This window comes from Leuconostoc holzapfelii, assembly GCF_012396485.1.
Classification (GTDB): Bacteria; Bacillota; Bacilli; order Lactobacillales; family Lactobacillaceae; genus Leuconostoc; species Leuconostoc holzapfelii.
Map to the genome: position 1 here is coordinate 225,525 of NZ_JAAXPO010000002.1, position 15,878 is coordinate 241,402.

A 15,878-nucleotide genomic window follows, 5' to 3' on the forward strand; every position below is an offset into this window, starting at 1 on the left:
TTAACAACAAACGAATACTGAGTTCGGACAGTCATCAGTAATAGTTGCAAACCAACCTGAATCTTTTTTACCACCAGCTACTTCCATAAGTTCTTTTTCAGAAACTTCTTCAATAGCATTATTCAAAACATCTTTTGAGTTTTTCATGATAATCATTCTCCTTTCTGTTAGTATGTAGTAAATATTTTTACACTCTTATCATAAACAATCCGTCTTTATTTTTAATGAGTAAAAAGTGCAAAAATTGTTTTTTTAATATTTTCTATTAATACATTTAAAATGTAAAATAAAATGTCGCTTTATAAAAAGTAGTCCTCTCATATAATAAATAAATTTCATTATTTACAACTATCTTACAATTCAATCTCTCCTCATTATAAAATTAATCCTTTATCGGAAATAGCTTACTTTATTTGCTTAATTATATAATAAGTATTTAGCGCAAAAGCCAACATTAAATATAGTTGAAAAACAATCAAAAAAGTCTTGGCAAAAATTGCTAAGACTCAAATAACTATTTATAGATTTGGCAGATTGCAAGAATCATCCGAACACCACCTGTTGCTGAAAAACTTTTCGTGGTGATTGCCAGTTGAGCGTTTTCATTGGTCTAGCATTAATCCAATGGTTGATGTGATCTAATTCTTTGGCGCTCACTGTTTCTATTTTTCGTTCTTTTGGTATAAAACGCCGAACATATCGATTCAGTACTTCATTACTGCCACGTTCTTCTGGTGAGTATGGGTGCGCAAAATACAGCGGTATGCCTAGCACTTCCTCAACTTCATCATATTTTGCAAACTCTCTAACGTGATCAACTGTAATTGATTTAGCATTTTTGATGCCCTTGAAAAACCTAATAATAGCCGGTGTCACTGCTTGACTATTGCGACCACTGACATGCCTCACGATATGTGGTCGGCTCAACCGTTCTGTGATGGTCACTAAAACAGCGCCACGTGTTTTACCAGATTGCATGGTGTCTACTTCAAAATGACCAAATTCTTGTCTTAATTGGACAGTTTTTGGTCGTTTTTCAATTGAACGGCCATGGGCAAAAACACGTCTACGGCCATCAGATTGACGTTTACGTCGAATACCTTTATCAGGTAAATCTGATACCTTAACTTTAAGCAAACCATGGTTAATCCAGTTATAGACTGTCTTGAAAGCAATACCCAATACATGAGCAGCCGTTTCTGGTGACCGCTTCAAAATACCAATGTGATGGTTCAAAAAAACTGATATTTCAGGTGTTAAGGACAGATGGCGACCGTGTTTGTGCTGATTACACTGGGCTAAATGATGAGCTTGTTACGCATCGTATGGTTTAATCCGATTTAACTCGTAGGTAATGGTTGCAGGAAAACGCTTTAAGAAACGGGCGATTTCACGGATTGAGTGATTAAGTTTGGTCATGGTTTCAATGACAGAACGTTCGTGAGATGATAAACTAGAAGACATAAGCTGCAGATCCTTTATGGTTGATTTTAGACAATTACCATTAAAGTCTCTGCAGCTTTTTTATGCCAGGTGTTCGGTTTAATTTTACAATCTACCAAATATATGTTCTCAAAAATAATATAAAATAGTTGCTCATAAAATGTTCTTTTTCCAAAAAATAGAAATTGAAAATTTTATCATATTCATAGGAATAAAATAATTATGAACAATGATTTCCACTAATCCTTGATTTCATATACATATATTACTTATGACATTTTAAAACTAATATACTGTAGTCTTTAAAAAAATTACAATATAAGTATTAAAAAATAATACTTTGTCATTTAAAACATCCAGTGATAAATTATTTAAATTAACACACGAAGTGATTGTCCGTTATTTAGTTTTAAAAATTTTAAAGAAGAACCGTACAGATAAAATTATATCTATTTTTTAAAACTATTTTCAGGTTCACAATAATATAGTATTTAAAGTATTAATGGCTAATTGTTCCATCGAAAATATTTCTTAGTAATATCTTCGATTAGCTACTTCCTCTATCTTTTTGCAATAATTATTCTAATAATAGCAATGATTCTTTATTTGAAAAGTTAGATACATTGACTTAACACCACAAAAAAAGCACCAGCAAAATGCTGATGCTTTTTAAATTGCTAGATTTGCTCTAACATTAATGAGCGATCCCACCAATTGCCACCACAGAATAGCAACAACCCTTGTGGAAAAAGAAGATTAACGCTTTGAGAATTGTGAAGCCTTACGAGCCTTCTTCAAACCTGGCTTCTTACGTTCCTTCATACGTGAGTCACGAGTCAACAAACCTGCTGCCTTCAAAACTGCACGGAAATCAGGATCGACTGTCAACAAAGCACGGGCGATACCGTGACGTGTTGCACCAGCTTGACCAGAATATCCACCACCAACAACGTTAACCAAAACATCGTAGTTTCCCAATGTTTCAGTTGCGTTAAATGGTTGCAAAACAACTTCACGCAAGTTAGCGAAAGGAATATATTCTTCGATTGACTTGCCGTTCATTGTGATTTGGCCATTACCTGGAACCAAACGCACACGAGCAACTGAGTTCTTACGACGGCCTGTGCCGGCATATTGTACTGCTGTAGCCATAATTTAGATTCTCCTTTCTTAAACCAACTTGTCGATGTTCAATACTTCAGGTTGTTGTGCTGCGTGAGCATGTTCTGCACCAGCATAAACGTGCAAGTTCAAGCCTTGCTTACGACCCAAAGTGTTCTTTGGCAACATACCGTGGATTGACAATTCAAGCAACTTTTCAGGGTTGAATTCACGATAGTTTCCAGCTGTGCGAGCCTTCAAACCACCTGGGTGGTTTGAGTGGTGGTAATAAACCTTATCAGTGGCCTTCTTACCAGTCAACTTAACTTCGGCTGCATTGATGATGATTACATGGTCACCCATGTCAACGTTTGGTGTAAACGTTGGCTTGTTCTTACCACGCAAAATTGAAGCAACTACTGTTGACAAACGTCCCAAAACGACCTCTTTGGCATCAATAATATACCACTTCTTTTCGATTTCACCTGGTTTTGCTAAAAATGTTGTACGCATGTGTGCGCTCCTTTGATTAGTTGTTTACAAACGCGGCCGTTCCTTGCCACGCAATTACAATAAGTTTCCGGGGCTTATCGTGAGGTAAACAATACCGTGTATTATCTTACCTAAAATTATCCGTATTGTCAATGGTTTTTGGCTAAATTCTATGCCCAATAACCACGGTGCCACCAGACATCCCCGTCAAAGCCTTATTTTATTTCTTCAGTGCTATCATAATAAATTTCTTCAAGATATAACCCACTGGCTGGCGCGGTAAAGCGCGCTTGTTCACGATCCTTAACAGCAATCAGTCGGACAATGTCATGCACGTCGCGTCGACCATTACCAATTTCTAGTAACACCCCGACCATAATCCGAATTTGATTATACAAAAAGGCATTGCCTTCAAATATGAAAACCAACTCTTGTGCTTCTGGCTTCACTATCACATCGGCCCGTGTGATGGTCCGCACAGTCGTTGCCGTTTGGTTCCCTGAAGCAGCAAAGCTAGCAAAATCATGCTCCCCGAGTAAATCCGGCAAAGCCGTTTGAATACGGGCGACATCTAAGCGCCATTGGAAATGGCCCGTGTAGTGGCGTTTAAAAGGATCCGTAAAATCTTGGGTTGATACACGGTAGCTGTAGCGCTTGGCATGTGTGTTAAAGCGCGCATGAAAATCATCCGCTACTTTTGTTACTTGCTTGATCATGATATCTCTAGGCAACAACGTATTTAAGCCCTTTCGCACACCTTCCGGCTGGATATCAAAAGGTAAATCAAAATGAACAACTTGACCAAAAGCATGGACACCCGTGTCCGTCCGCGAAGCACCGACAACCTTAATGGCTGGCGTTGGCTGCTTAGCCATTTGGTTGACCGCACGGTTCAACTCCCCTTGCACGGTCCGTTGGCGCTCAACGCCATTTTTTGTTTGCACTTGGAATCCAAAAAATTCCGAGCCGTCATAAGCAACGACTGCTTTATATCGTGGCATAATCTCCCACTCTCATTTTATTTGATTGCCTGTGATTAAAACAGGCGCTTGGTCACAACAAAAACGACCACAAAAACGAATAAGCCGGCGAAAGCTAACCCATCATTTTTTTCATAATGTAGCACGCGATATTTCGTCCGTTGCACGGCATCACGAAAACCCCGCACTTCCATGGCATTAGCCAGGTCTAAGGCGCGTTGTAATGCGCCAACGAACAAGGGAATCAGTAAGGGAATAATCGCTTTGGCCCGCTTAACGGGGCCACCGGTTGAAAAGCCCATTCCCCGTGATTTCTGCGCGTTCATGATCTTTTGCGTCTCATCCATGAGCAAGGGCACAAAGCGCAGCGCAATGGAGAGCATCAGTGCTAATTCGGCCACCGGCACCTTAATCTTTTTCAACGGTCCCAGTAACATTTCCAAGGCATTGGCGATACTTGTTGGCGGCGTCGTCAGGGTCAGGATAGTTGACATCAAAATGATTAAAACAAACCGAATCATAACGTAGATCGCATTAATGAGACCAGGGGTTGTAATGACCACTGGCCCTAACCGGTAAAGTACTGGTGTGCCTGGTGTGAAAGCCAGTTGTAAAACAACTGTGAACAAAATCAACCAAAAAATCGGCTTCAATCCGTCCCAATACAACTTAAAAGGTTGCCCGGTCAGACGAATTAAGCCCAACACAAAAATCGCCGTCCAAGCATAACTCGCCCAACTATTCGCCCACAACATGACCAAAATGTATAAGAACGTCCCAATCATTTTCGTTCGTGGGTCCAATCGGTGAATGAATGAATCCCCAGGCACAAAGCGCCCAATCATAATATTATTCATGCCCCACCTCCGTATTAATGGCGGTGGCGAGCTGGGTGAGCGTCAACGGCCGCTCTGGTAATTTCATCCCCGCAGCCGTGAGCTTTTCGGCGAACTGACCCGCTTTTGGCAAGTCCAGTTTCATCTTTTTAAACCAGTCTAAGTCACGATTAAACAAGACTGCCGGCGTGTCTTTAGCTACCACACGGCCGTCATGCATGACAACCACTTGGTCTGCCACGGCGACCACATGATCCATATGATGCGAAATGAAAACGACTGTCTTGCCTAATGATTTGAGTTCTAAAACCAATTGTAGTAACTCAGCTTGACCTTTAGGGTCTAAGCCAGCCGCTGGTTCGTCCAAAACGACAACACTCGGATCGCTGGCAAGCGTCCCTGCCATCGCCACCCGTCGCATCTGCCCACCGGACAATTCAAAGGGCGACTTTTGCCACAAGGCTTCCGCCACGCCAACTCGGCGTAACGCTGTTTCAGCAGCTGCTTGTGCGGCCACCTTATCTGCGCCAAAATTCAGCGGTGCATACATGACATCTTCTAGGACCGAATTGGCAAATAACTGATTTTCTGGAAACTGAAAAACAATACCAACCTTTTGTCGAAGTTGCATCAGCTGCTTTTCTTTCGTACGCGCCGTTAATTCAAAATCATCAACGACCACCCGCCCCTGTGTGGGTTTCAACAGACCATTAATATGCTGGACCAGGGTGGACTTTCCAGAACCCGTCTGTCCAACAATTGCCGTCACCTGCCCCGATGGCATATTGACGGTGACATCATGCAAGATCGCATGCGCCAGCGTTGTACCAGCACCATAGCTAAAATTTACTTTTTCAAACGTGATAGCCACTGAATCAATTCTCTCTCATCTAAATAATTTGCTGGTGCCGGCTGCATTTGTGCAGCTAACTCACCAGCAAAGGGCAACGCCAGCCCATTGTCATGCATCAGGTCGCGCTGACTAAAGACTGCTGCGGGGGTGCCATCTAATATCAATTGCCCATCATTAATCACAACCACACGATCAGCCAGCGTTGCTTCATCCATATCATGCGTGATGGTGATTAAAGTCAATGCCTTGCCAAAACGCGCCTTTAAGGCCTGCAACGTTTGCATCACAGTGTCACGGCCATCCGGATCCAACATCGCTGTGGCTTCATCTAAAATGATGATCTTAGGCGCTAAAGCCAAGACACTGGCCAACGCCACGCGCTGTTTTTGGCCACCCGACAACGTATGCGGCTCCCGATCTTTAAATGCTTGCATCCCAACAATGTTGAGCGCTTCATCAATACGACTTGGCATGTCATTGCTGGGTAATTGCTGATTTTCCAAGCCAAAAGCCACATCATCGGCCACCGTTGCCCCGACAAACTGGTTATCTGGATTTTGGAAAACCATGCCGATTTGTCCACGAATCTCATGTACCGTCTCAACGGTCAGTGGCACACCAAAAACGGTGATCTCACCAGCATTAGCCGCAATCAGGCCGAGCACGAGTTTTGCCAAAGTGGATTTTCCCGAACCATTGTGGCCGACCAATGCTACCCATTGGCCGGATTCAATCGTGAGATTAAAATCATCGAACAAGGTTTGCGTATCATCATATTGATAGTTTAAATTGTTAATTTTTATCGCTTGAGTCATTAGACCTTATTCTATCATAGGTTAGGGCATTTCGCCTATCATTAGTTTAGGCCCTATTGATTCTTCTCACACATTTTTTCACAAAGATTTTTTAGCCGAAACGCTTTTAAAATAACGAAAATTGGTCTATAATAAAAAAGGTATTTCACAAGAATATTATGTAATTCACAAAAGGAAGAAAATAGTCATGGCAGAAAAAAATATTGTCATTGTTGGCGCTGGTTTCGGTGGTGTATTCGCAGCAAAAACTTTGTCAAAGAAATTAAAATCACACAAAGAATACAACATCATTTTGATTGATAAGCATTCTTATTTCACATACATGACAGAATTGCACGAAGTTGCTTCTAAGCGTGTGGCCCCAAAGCACGTACAAGAAGACTTGGAACATCTCTTCTATCAAAATAAAAATGTGAAGTTGTTGACAGCCGAAGTCAACGGCATCGATAAGACCGCTAAAATCGTTAAGACAACTCACGGCGATATTGACTACGAAAAGTTGATCTTGGCCGTTGGTGGCCAATCAAACGACTTTGGCACACCAGGTGTGAAGGAACATGGTTTTGAATTATGGTCAATGGAAGAATCATTGGCAATCCGCAACCATATCGAAAACATCATTGGTCAAGGTGCAGCAGAACTTGACCCAGCCAAGCGTGAACAATTGCTCACAATCGCCGTTGTTGGTTCAGGATTTACCGGTGCTGAATTGATGGGTGAATTCATCGAACAACGTAAGGTCTTAGCCGACACATACAAGTTGGATGAAGCTGAAATTAAGCTGGTTTTGCTCGAAGCTGCCCCAACTATTTTGAACATGCTTCAAGACCGTCGCTTGGCTGACAAGGCTTTGAAGTACATGACGGAAAATGGCGTGGATCTTCGTCTTGGTGCCATGGTAACCGGCGTTGACGAAAATGGTGTCATCTTCAAGGATGGCTCAACTTTGCCAACTAAGTCCCTCATCTGGACGGCCGGTGTGAAGGCCAAGTCATTCATCTCTGACTGGGGCTTCAAGTATGGCCGTGGTGGTCGTATTGAAGCAGATGATTACATGCACGCAACGCTTGAAGACGACACACCTGCACAAGACATTTACGTGGCTGGTGATACGTTGTCTTACGTTGACGAAAAGACTGGTCCTGTCCCACAAACAGTTGAAGGTGCTGAAAGTGCTGCCCGTGCCGCATCAAACAACATCTTGGCAGACCTTGGCTTTGCAAAGCCAAAGAAATTTGCTGAAGTAGTGAGCTACCATGGTTTCGCCGTATCTATTGGTTCACACTACACAGTTGCCAGCTTGATGGGCATGAACTTTTCTGGCTTCTTTGCTAGCCTGGCTAAGCATGGCATCAACTTGTTCTTCTACTCACAGATTCGTTCAATGTATTCTATCTTCCATTACATGTTGGATGAATTCTTCCGCACAGAAAATGGTCGTAACCCATTTAAGGGCGCTGTTTCTCGCCTTGGTAACGTCCTTTGGTCAACGCCACTTCGTATCTTCCTAGGTCTATTCTGGATCTTAGCTGCTTTGGGTCACGTCGGTCAACTCAACGATCTTTTCTGGCAACATGGCTTGGCTAGTTTTATTGAAATCGTGGCAGGTGCTGGTCTATTGATTGGTTTGATGACTTGGCCATTAGCCTTGGTTTCAATCATCTTGACGATTACTGCTTGGGCAGCCAATGGCTTTGACTTGACGCACTGGTTCCTGATCTTCTCAAGTATCGCTGTCATGAACGGTGCCGGTCGTGGCTTTGGTATTGACTTCTACGTTGTGCCATTGCTACAAAAGATCTTTGGTGGTCTTTGGTACGGTAAGGCAAAGTCACTCTACGATGAATTAGACAAATAAGTTATAATTAAAAAGTGCGGGAATGAACATTCTCGCACTTTGTACATAAAAATCAGCTAACTGACATTCAGTTGGCCCGAGAGAAATAGAGAAATTTAACATGGCAACCCCGACACTTCCGAAAATGTGGGAACAATTCCCCGAATTATCTGAACCATTAGTCGCTGTTTTGAATGATATGGCGACCAGCTGGCATATTGGCTTTGAAGATATCGACACAGCCATCCGTTCACAACTAAACGCCGGCAAGTTAGTTCGTCCAGCACTGACTTTGATTTTTTCAAAACTAACCACCGCCCCATACAATGCCCAAGCCGTGCAATTAGGCGCCAGCGTCGAACTCTTACATCTAGCGACTTTAATTCATGATGATATTATTGATGAATCAAAACTGCGTCGTGGTCACGAAAGTATCCAGAGCCAATTTGGCAAGGATACCGCCGTTTATGCGGGCGATTACCTATTGACTGGTATGTTTTCTTTACTTGAACAAGCCAACCTGCCCCAAGCCAATCGTTTGGCTTTAACGGCATTGCAAGACATCTTATTTGGTGAGTTGGTGCAAAAGCATCACCGCTACGACATTACGGCCACCTTTGACTCTTACTTGTCGCAAATTAAGGGCAAGACCGCTGCCTTATTCAAATTAAGCGTCACCTACGGATTAATTAGCGGCAACGCCATTGCTGATGACTTACATGACATCGTCAGCGAATTGGGCGAAAATCTGGGTATGACCTTCCAACTCCTGGATGATTACTTAGACTTTGAATCAATCACACAGCAGCTCTCGCTTGGCAAGCCAATTGGTCAAGATATCCGCAACGGTATCTACACAGCACCCGTCCTATTTGCCCTCACTGATCCAACGGTTAACACGGAAGTACGCGCTTTGTTGATGCAGCGTGATGCAATTCGTGATGCCGACATGATTCGTTTACACGAACTCATCACGCAAAGTCATGCGATGACAAAACTCAACGCATTATTAACGGATTACACGGATAAGTTACAAGCCTTAATTGCACGTCTGCCAGAACCAACCATTCAGACACAGCTTGAGCAATTAAGTCACCTATTACTCAATCGAAACCATTAAAAAATAACCCTTGGAAACTTAATTCCAAGGGTTATTTTTAGATGTACTGTAATTAATCAACAAGTTCCAAGATGACCAATTGTGCGGCATCGCCACGACGTTGGACAGTCTTGAGAATTCGTGTGTAACCACCATTACGTTCAGCAAAGCGAGGTGCAACGTCATCAAACAACTTTTGCAAAGCTGATTGTACTTTCACGTTGTCGCCGTCTTCGATCACGTCAGCAACTTCGTTGCGGACAAAGGCAGCAGCTTGACGGCGAGCCGCCAAGTCACCACGCTTACCTAATGTAATCATCTTATCAGTTGTCTTACGAACTTCTTTAGCGCGTGCTTCAGTTGTTGTGATACGACCGTTGATCAAAAGATCAGTAGTCAAATCACGCAACATAGCTTTACGTTGTGAAGATGTACGACCCAATTTACGATATGGCATTGGTGAATCCTCCTTTTTAGTAGTTTAAAGACATGTGTTAATCTTCCTTGCGGAATCCTAAGCCCATTTCAGTAAGCTTTTCTTGGATTTCGTCAAGTGATTTCCGACCGAGATTACGCACCTTCATCATGTCGGCTTCAGTGCGATCTGTCAACTCCACAATGGTGTTGATACCGGCCCGTTTGAGACAATTATAAGAACGAACTGATAAGTCCAAGTCTTCAATTGGCGCAGAATCTGATGCGCTAACCGCAACAGGTTCCGCTTCCACCATAACATTGGCTTCAGCTGCCACTGGAGAAATATCCATAAACAAGTTCAAGTGTTCCGCCAAGATTTTTGAACCAAGGCTCAAAGCATCACTTGGCTTGATTGAACCATTAGTCCAAATATCAAAAGTGAGCTTATCATAATCATCACGTGCACCGACACGTGTGTTTTCTACATGGTAGTTCACACGTTCGATAGGTGTATAAATTGAATCAACTGCCAAAACACCGATCGGCATTTCTTCACGCAATTGCTTATTCTCGTCAGCTGATGAGTAACCACGACCTTTAACTGCCGTGACTGTCATATGCAATGACTTACCTGCTGCCACAGTAGCGATATGCAAATCTGGGTTAAGAACTTCAACATCAGCGCCTGCTTGCAAATCAGCAGCAGTCACATCCGCTGGACCCTGAACATCAATTTCAAGGCTTCGTTCATCATCCGAATCAATCGCCAACACAACCTTCTTAAGGTTCAAGATGATTTGTGTGACATCTTCAACGACACCATCCACGGTTGAAAACTCGTGAACAACACCGTCAATTTGGACCGTGTTAACGGCTGCGCCCGGAAGCGATGACAATAAGATACGACGCAAAGAGTTACCAAGCGTTGTACCATATCCGCGTTCAAGAGGCTCTACAACAAATTTGCCATAGCGGGCATCCTCTTCGATGTTATGAATATTTGGCTTTTCAAATTCAATCATCTGTAATTCTTACCCCTTCTTTCACAGCAAGAGCAATGAAAATCAATTAAACACGACGACGCTTTGGTGGGCGTGATCCGTTGTGGGGAACTGGTGTAACATCTTTGATTGATGTTACTTCCAGGCCAGCTGCAGCCAAAGCGCGAATTGCTGATTCACGACCAGAACCTGGTCCCTTAACAGTAACTGCAACTGTGCGCATGTTCATTTCCATGGCACTCTTTGCTGCTGCTTCTGCTGCCATTTGAGCAGCGAATGGTGTTGACTTACGACTTCCCTTGAAGCCAAGTGCACCGGCTGATGACCAAGCAACTGCGTTACCTTGAACATCTGTAATCATGACGATAGTGTTGTTGAATGTTGAATGGATGTGAGCCACACCGGTTTCAATATTCTTTTTCACACGACGCTTACGCGTTGTACGACCTGCCATAATGTTTGCCTCCTTTTCAATACTTTTTGTATAATTTCTCGGGTTAATTGCTTAACCAACATTACGTAACTATGGTTACGATAATCATGTGCCGTATCGATTAGGATACAACAGAAAAAATAATCAAAGATTACTTCTTCTTACCAGCAATTGCCTTAGCTGGGCCTTTACGTGTACGAGCGTTGTTCTTCGTGTTTTGTCCACGAACGGGCAAGCCCTTACGGTGACGAATGCCACGGTATGAAGCGATTTCTTGCAACGCTTTGATATCAAGTGATACCTTACGACGCAAATCACCTTCAAGTTGCAAGTTCAACTTGTCAACTGTTGCACGGATGGCGTCTTCTTGATCTGCTGAGAGATCGCGAACACGGACGTCTTCTGAAACGCCTGCTTCAACCAAAATCTTTTGTGCAGTAGTATTACCGATTCCGTAGATGTATGTTAAGCCAATGACAATACGCTTGTCACGTGGCAAATCAATACCTGCAATACGAGCCATAACAATTTACCTCCTGTTAGTATTTTGAAAATGACAATTATGTCTATTTACAATCTATTTTAAGTTGCTTTGTTCTGGAAATTACTTTCCAGCGCGTTGCTTGTGCTTAGGGTTAGCTGAGCAGATGATCATTGTGCGACCATTACGCTTGATAACGCGGCAAGCATCACACATCTTTTTAACTGATGGGCGTACTTTCATAATCTATTCCTCCTATTCGGTTAACTGATTATTCCAAATCACTTCTTAACGGAAACGATAAGTAATACGACCCTTCGTTAAGTCGTATGGTGACATTTCGACTGTGACCCGATCACCTGGCAAGATTCGGATAAAGTTCTTACGAATTTTACCTGAAACGTGCGCTAAGATGACCGCACCATTTTCGAGTTCTACTTGGAACATCGCATTTGGCAAAGTTTCTTTCACTTTACCTTCAATTTCGATGACATCGTTGGCCATGCACTTAACCTCCTGTGCAAATCATGTTCAACATTGTTGATAAGTGCTTAACCTATCAAATTATACCAGATTTACCAGTACTTCTCAATGTGATTTCAGAAACTTCAATTACAAGTTATCCAAAACCGCTTTCACATCATGATACACCTCGGCAAGTTCACGTCCGCCATCGATTGTGTGCAAGACACCGGCCTTTTGGTAGTAATCTACCAATGGCAAGTTCGCTGCTTTATTGACAGCCAAACGGTTATCAATAACTTCAGGTGTATCGTCTGCGCGGCCACGTCCCAAAAGACGTTCGCGTAGCAATGAATCAGAAACTTCAAAGTAAAGTGTCGCAGAGACTGCTGTCCCATTTTCTGCTAAATACTTATCCAAGAATGCTGCTTGCGCTTCATTACGTGGGTAACCATCTAACATAAATCCATCAGCTTGTACATCTGCTTGACTCAAACGATCAGCAACCATCGCATTTGTGATTTCGTCAGGAACTAAATTACCAGCGTCCATGTATTCGCGTGCTTGCTTACCCAATACTGTATCATTGGCCAAATTGGCACGGAAAATATCTCCAGTAGAGATGTGGACCGTTGGATAGTCCTTAACAATAAAGTCTGCTTGTGTGCCTTTACCAGCACCTGGCAAACCCAACAAAATCAAATTCTTAGCCATTAGTTGCCTCCCGATTTGCTAACTGATCTTTTGTGATAAACCCAATATAATTTCTCTTCTGCATCAACCCATCAATTTGACGAATCAAGTCTAATGCGACACCGATTGCAATAAGCAAACTTGTGCCACCTAGACCAATTTTTTCATTCAAACTCCAAACATCTGAAGCAATGAGCGGCACCAAGGCCACAAATCCCAAGAAAATTGAACCAACAAAGCTCAAGTTCAATAGGAGTTGTGACACGAATGACTTGGTCTCATCACCAGGACGCACACCAACGATGTAGGCCCCTTGCTTTTGCAAATTCTCTGATAACTTTTCAGGGTTAACTTGAACAAAGGCATAGAAGTAAGTGAAGATGATAATTAAGACAGTGTAGAGAATCGCACCAGGTAGTGTTGTCATACTAAATATTTGTTGCATCACCTGATACCAGTGTGCAGACGCATACTTATCTTGAAATGCCAACATAATCGTTTGTGGTGTACTAATAAATGATGAGGCAAAGATTACCGGGATAACACCAGAGACGTTAACCTTTAATGGCAAATAAGCTTCACTACCATATGATGTTGCAGAACGTGTGTACTGCATTTGCAAACGGCGGGTGGCTTCATAGAACCATGTTGTAATCCCAATCACCAAAACCATGGCGATGAGCAACACGACCATAAAGACAATTCCGTTTGCTAAATCACTTGAGCTGGCTTGTAAAATATTTTCTTTGAAAATTTCATACAAACCTTGTGGTGCTTGTGCAATAATTCCTGCAAAAATGATCATAGAAACACCGTTTCCTAATCCTTTTTCAGTAATCATTTCACCCAGCCACATCGCAAAAAATGTTCCGATTGTCATCACTGAGCCAATGACTAGAAATGACATCACATTATTTGTTTGGCTGACAAGTCCGTAGGCAGACAAGGAATTAAATCCAGCTGTAATACCCACAGATTGAACAAAAGCAAGTACGAGTGTTAACCAACGTGTGGCGTTGTTCAACTTTCGCCGACCAACTTCACCCTGCTTACTCCATTCAACAAAGCGAGGCACGATATCTAATTGCAAAAGTTGCACAACAATTTGTGCCGTCACGTATGGTGAAACACCCATTGCAAACAACGAGTAGTTCATCAAACCGCCACCAGAAAAAATGTTCAGAATGTTCATTAATCCTGAATTGGCCATATTCGCCATCGCAGCTGGGTTAACACCTGGCACAGTGATGTGCGTTCCGATTCTGTAAACGAACAAAATCAGAAAAGTCCACCCAAGCTTCTTGCGAATATCCTTTTCACGTACTGCATTAAATAACGTGCGTAGCATTAAATTACCTCAGTCGTTCCACCGGCTTGTTCAATCGCCGCCTTAGCAGCGCCTGAGAACTTATGTGCCTTAACAGTCAACTTCTTGTCAAGTTGACCGACAGCCAAGACTTTGATACCTGACTTTTGATTTTTAACAATACCGTTTTCAATCAAAAGTGCTGGCGTGATTTCTGTGCCATCTGCAAATGCGTTCAACTTTTCCAAGTTAACCACAGCAAATTCCTTACGTGAAATGTTAGTAAATCCACGCTTTGGAATACGACGGTACAAAGGCATTTGACCACCTTCGAATCCCAAACGCACTTTGCCACGAGCCTTTTGACCCTTTTGACCACGTCCAGATGTCTTACCGTTTCCTGATGACGTACCGCGACCTACACGGTTACGCAACTTGCGTGAACCTTCAGCAGGTTGTAATTCGTTCAAGTTCATCTTTCGGTACCTCCTATTTTTATCGTTATTACTTTACTTCTTCAACGCTAACCAAGTGTGCAATATGGAAAATTGCGCCACGAGTAGCTTCGTTGTTAGGCTTCACCACTGAGCTAGATACACGACCAAGTCCAAGTGACTTAACGATCGCGCGTTGCTTTGGTAAGCGATGAGCCGCACTCTTAATCAAAGTGATTTTCAAATCAGCCATTTTATCGCTCCTTATTCAGCCAAGTGTTCCAATGAAACACCACGCAAAGCTGCTACTTGTTCAGCATCCTTCAAGCTTGTCAAAGCATCGAAAGTTGCACGAACAACGTTAACTGGTGTTGATGAACCAAGTGACTTCGCAGTCACATCGGCGATACCTGCTAATTCCATAACAGAACGTGCAGCACCACCAGCGGCAACACCTGAACCTTCTTCGGCTGGCTTGATCAAGATCTTACCACCGCCCCATACGCCAAGGACGTCGTGAGGAATAGTTGTTCCTACTGTTGGTACAGTGATCAACTTACGCTTAGCATCTTCGATAGCTTTACGGATAGCTTCAGGAACTTCTTGTGCCTTACCAGTACCAAAACCAACGTGGCCTTGCTTATCACCAACGACAACCAACGCTGCGAAACGCAAACGACGACCACCCTTGACAACTTTTGTGACACGGTTAATAGCAACAACGTTTTCTTCTAATTCACCAAGTGACTTAGGGTTAACGAATTCAACCATTTTTTATATTCCTCCTTTCCTTAGAACTTCAAGCCGTTTTCACGGGCTGATTCTGCCAATGCTTGAACACGGCCGTGGTACAAGTAACCACCACGATCAAAGATAACATCTTCCAATCCTGCGGCCTTACCACGTGTAGCGATCAATTCACCAACTTTAGTAGCTTGTTCTGTTTTTGTGCCTGATACTTCTGCATCATGGCTTGAGGCACTTGCTAGCGTTACACCCGCTACGTCATCAATTAATTGCGCGTAGATGTTTGCATTAGAACGGAATACGTTCAAACGTGGGCGAGCAGCAGTACCAGAAATCTTTCCACGAACGCGCTTGTGACGCTTTACGCGGAGCTTGTTTTTATCTGGTTTTGAAATCATAGCTGTGCTTTCCTTTTCTTAATGGCAATTGCCATGTTAAATTTAATCTG

At 42.8% G+C, this 15,878-nt stretch carries 21 protein-coding genes and 1 pseudogene; 2 read left to right on the top strand and 20 right to left on the bottom strand.

The annotated features are described in order from the left end of the window. From HF966_RS02600 to HF966_RS02635, 8 genes and pseudogenes are all read right to left on the bottom strand, one after another. Entirely contained in the window at positions 1 to 156 is a 156-nt protein-coding gene (locus tag HF966_RS02600; protein ID WP_168676098.1) for a type A2 lanthipeptide, read from the bottom strand. A gap of 387 nt (positions 157 to 543) precedes the next feature. Next, positions 544 to 1,464: pseudogene (locus tag HF966_RS02605) on the bottom strand (IS30 family transposase). A 735-nt stretch (positions 1,465 to 2,199) separates the two neighbouring features. Further along, positions 2,200 to 2,595 carry a 30S ribosomal protein S9 gene (gene rpsI / locus HF966_RS02610; RefSeq protein ID WP_168676099.1) on the bottom strand — a complete coding sequence of 132 codons (396 nt, stop codon included), beginning with the start codon at positions 2,593 to 2,595 and terminating at the stop codon, positions 2,200 to 2,202. Positions 2,596 to 2,613: 18 nt separating this feature from the next. Then, positions 2,614 to 3,057, bottom strand: a complete 444-nt coding sequence (gene rplM, locus HF966_RS02615; protein WP_168676101.1) for a 50S ribosomal protein L13 — start codon at positions 3,055 to 3,057, stop codon at positions 2,614 to 2,616. A gap of 194 nt (positions 3,058 to 3,251) precedes the next feature. After that, on the bottom strand, positions 3,252 to 4,037 hold the full coding sequence (gene truA / locus HF966_RS02620; protein WP_168676103.1) for a tRNA pseudouridine(38-40) synthase TruA: 786 nt from the start codon (positions 4,035 to 4,037) through the stop codon (positions 3,252 to 3,254). 35 nt (positions 4,038 to 4,072) lie between these two features. Further along, positions 4,073 to 4,873, bottom strand: coding sequence for an energy-coupling factor transporter transmembrane component T family protein (locus HF966_RS02625; protein WP_168676105.1), 801 nt, complete (start codon positions 4,871 to 4,873; stop codon positions 4,073 to 4,075). Further along, positions 4,866 to 5,723 carry an energy-coupling factor transporter ATPase gene (locus HF966_RS02630; RefSeq protein ID WP_168676106.1) on the bottom strand — a complete coding sequence of 286 codons (858 nt, stop codon included), beginning with the start codon at positions 5,721 to 5,723 and terminating at the stop codon, positions 4,866 to 4,868. The genes HF966_RS02625 and HF966_RS02630 overlap by 8 nt, the downstream gene beginning before the upstream one ends. Beyond that, positions 5,699 to 6,520, bottom strand: coding sequence for an energy-coupling factor transporter ATPase (locus HF966_RS02635; protein WP_168676108.1), 822 nt, complete (start codon positions 6,518 to 6,520; stop codon positions 5,699 to 5,701). The genes HF966_RS02630 and HF966_RS02635 overlap by 25 nt, the downstream gene beginning before the upstream one ends. A gap of 187 nt (positions 6,521 to 6,707) precedes the next feature. On the opposite strand from HF966_RS02635, the gene HF966_RS02640 reads away from it, so the two are divergent. Together HF966_RS02640 and HF966_RS02645 are read left to right on the top strand one after the other, a co-directional pair. Beyond that, entirely contained in the window at positions 6,708 to 8,378 is a 1,671-nt protein-coding gene (locus HF966_RS02640; protein ID WP_168676109.1) for an FAD-dependent oxidoreductase, read from the top strand. Between the two features lie 100 nt (positions 8,379 to 8,478). Further along, positions 8,479 to 9,477, top strand: a complete 999-nt coding sequence (locus HF966_RS02645) for a polyprenyl synthetase family protein (protein ID WP_168676111.1) — start codon at positions 8,479 to 8,481, stop codon at positions 9,475 to 9,477. A 52-nt stretch (positions 9,478 to 9,529) separates the two neighbouring features. Here HF966_RS02645 and rplQ read toward each other — a convergent pair whose 3' ends face one another. The 12 genes from rplQ to rplR form a co-directional block, all read right to left on the bottom strand. Next, positions 9,530 to 9,913 carry a 50S ribosomal protein L17 gene (gene rplQ / locus HF966_RS02650; protein WP_004899394.1) on the bottom strand — a complete coding sequence of 128 codons (384 nt, stop codon included), beginning with the start codon at positions 9,911 to 9,913 and terminating at the stop codon, positions 9,530 to 9,532. Positions 9,914 to 9,950: 37 nt separating this feature from the next. Continuing rightward, positions 9,951 to 10,895 carry a DNA-directed RNA polymerase subunit alpha gene (locus HF966_RS02655; protein ID WP_168676112.1) on the bottom strand — a complete coding sequence of 315 codons (945 nt, stop codon included), beginning with the start codon at positions 10,893 to 10,895 and terminating at the stop codon, positions 9,951 to 9,953. 46 nt (positions 10,896 to 10,941) lie between these two features. Next, complete coding sequence (gene rpsK / locus HF966_RS02660; RefSeq protein ID WP_009999830.1) at positions 10,942 to 11,328, bottom strand: 30S ribosomal protein S11; 387 nt, start codon at positions 11,326 to 11,328, stop codon at positions 10,942 to 10,944. A 130-nt stretch (positions 11,329 to 11,458) separates the two neighbouring features. Then, positions 11,459 to 11,830 (bottom strand): 30S ribosomal protein S13, encoded by a 372-nt coding sequence (gene rpsM, locus HF966_RS02665; RefSeq protein ID WP_168676113.1) that lies wholly within the window; start codon positions 11,828 to 11,830, stop codon positions 11,459 to 11,461. Between the two features lie 81 nt (positions 11,831 to 11,911). Beyond that, complete coding sequence (rpmJ, locus tag HF966_RS02670; protein WP_002816013.1) at positions 11,912 to 12,031, bottom strand: 50S ribosomal protein L36; 120 nt, start codon at positions 12,029 to 12,031, stop codon at positions 11,912 to 11,914. 45 nt (positions 12,032 to 12,076) lie between these two features. Then, positions 12,077 to 12,292, bottom strand: coding sequence for a translation initiation factor IF-1 (infA, locus tag HF966_RS02675; RefSeq protein ID WP_002816015.1), 216 nt, complete (start codon positions 12,290 to 12,292; stop codon positions 12,077 to 12,079). A 108-nt stretch (positions 12,293 to 12,400) separates the two neighbouring features. After that, positions 12,401 to 12,964, bottom strand: coding sequence for an adenylate kinase (locus tag HF966_RS02680; protein ID WP_168676114.1), 564 nt, complete (start codon positions 12,962 to 12,964; stop codon positions 12,401 to 12,403). Then, positions 12,957 to 14,291 (bottom strand): preprotein translocase subunit SecY, encoded by a 1,335-nt coding sequence (secY, locus tag HF966_RS02685; protein ID WP_168676115.1) that lies wholly within the window; start codon positions 14,289 to 14,291, stop codon positions 12,957 to 12,959. Before secY ends, HF966_RS02680 begins: the two co-directional genes overlap by 8 nt. After that, positions 14,291 to 14,725, bottom strand: coding sequence for a 50S ribosomal protein L15 (gene rplO / locus HF966_RS02690; RefSeq protein ID WP_168676116.1), 435 nt, complete (start codon positions 14,723 to 14,725; stop codon positions 14,291 to 14,293). The genes secY and rplO overlap by 1 nt, the downstream gene beginning before the upstream one ends. Before the next feature lie 28 nt (positions 14,726 to 14,753). Continuing rightward, positions 14,754 to 14,936 (bottom strand): 50S ribosomal protein L30, encoded by a 183-nt coding sequence (gene rpmD / locus HF966_RS02695; protein ID WP_004899438.1) that lies wholly within the window; start codon positions 14,934 to 14,936, stop codon positions 14,754 to 14,756. A gap of 11 nt (positions 14,937 to 14,947) precedes the next feature. Beyond that, positions 14,948 to 15,454: a 30S ribosomal protein S5 gene (gene rpsE / locus HF966_RS02700; RefSeq protein ID WP_168676117.1), complete on the bottom strand. Its 507-nt coding sequence runs from the start codon at positions 15,452 to 15,454 to the stop codon at positions 14,948 to 14,950. Positions 15,455 to 15,474: 20 nt separating this feature from the next. Further along, the gene (rplR, locus tag HF966_RS02705; RefSeq protein ID WP_168676118.1) at positions 15,475 to 15,828 is read right to left on the bottom strand and encodes a 50S ribosomal protein L18; all 354 of its coding nucleotides are present in this window, start codon (positions 15,826 to 15,828) and stop codon (positions 15,475 to 15,477) included. Positions 15,829 to 15,878 lie beyond the last annotated feature (50 nt).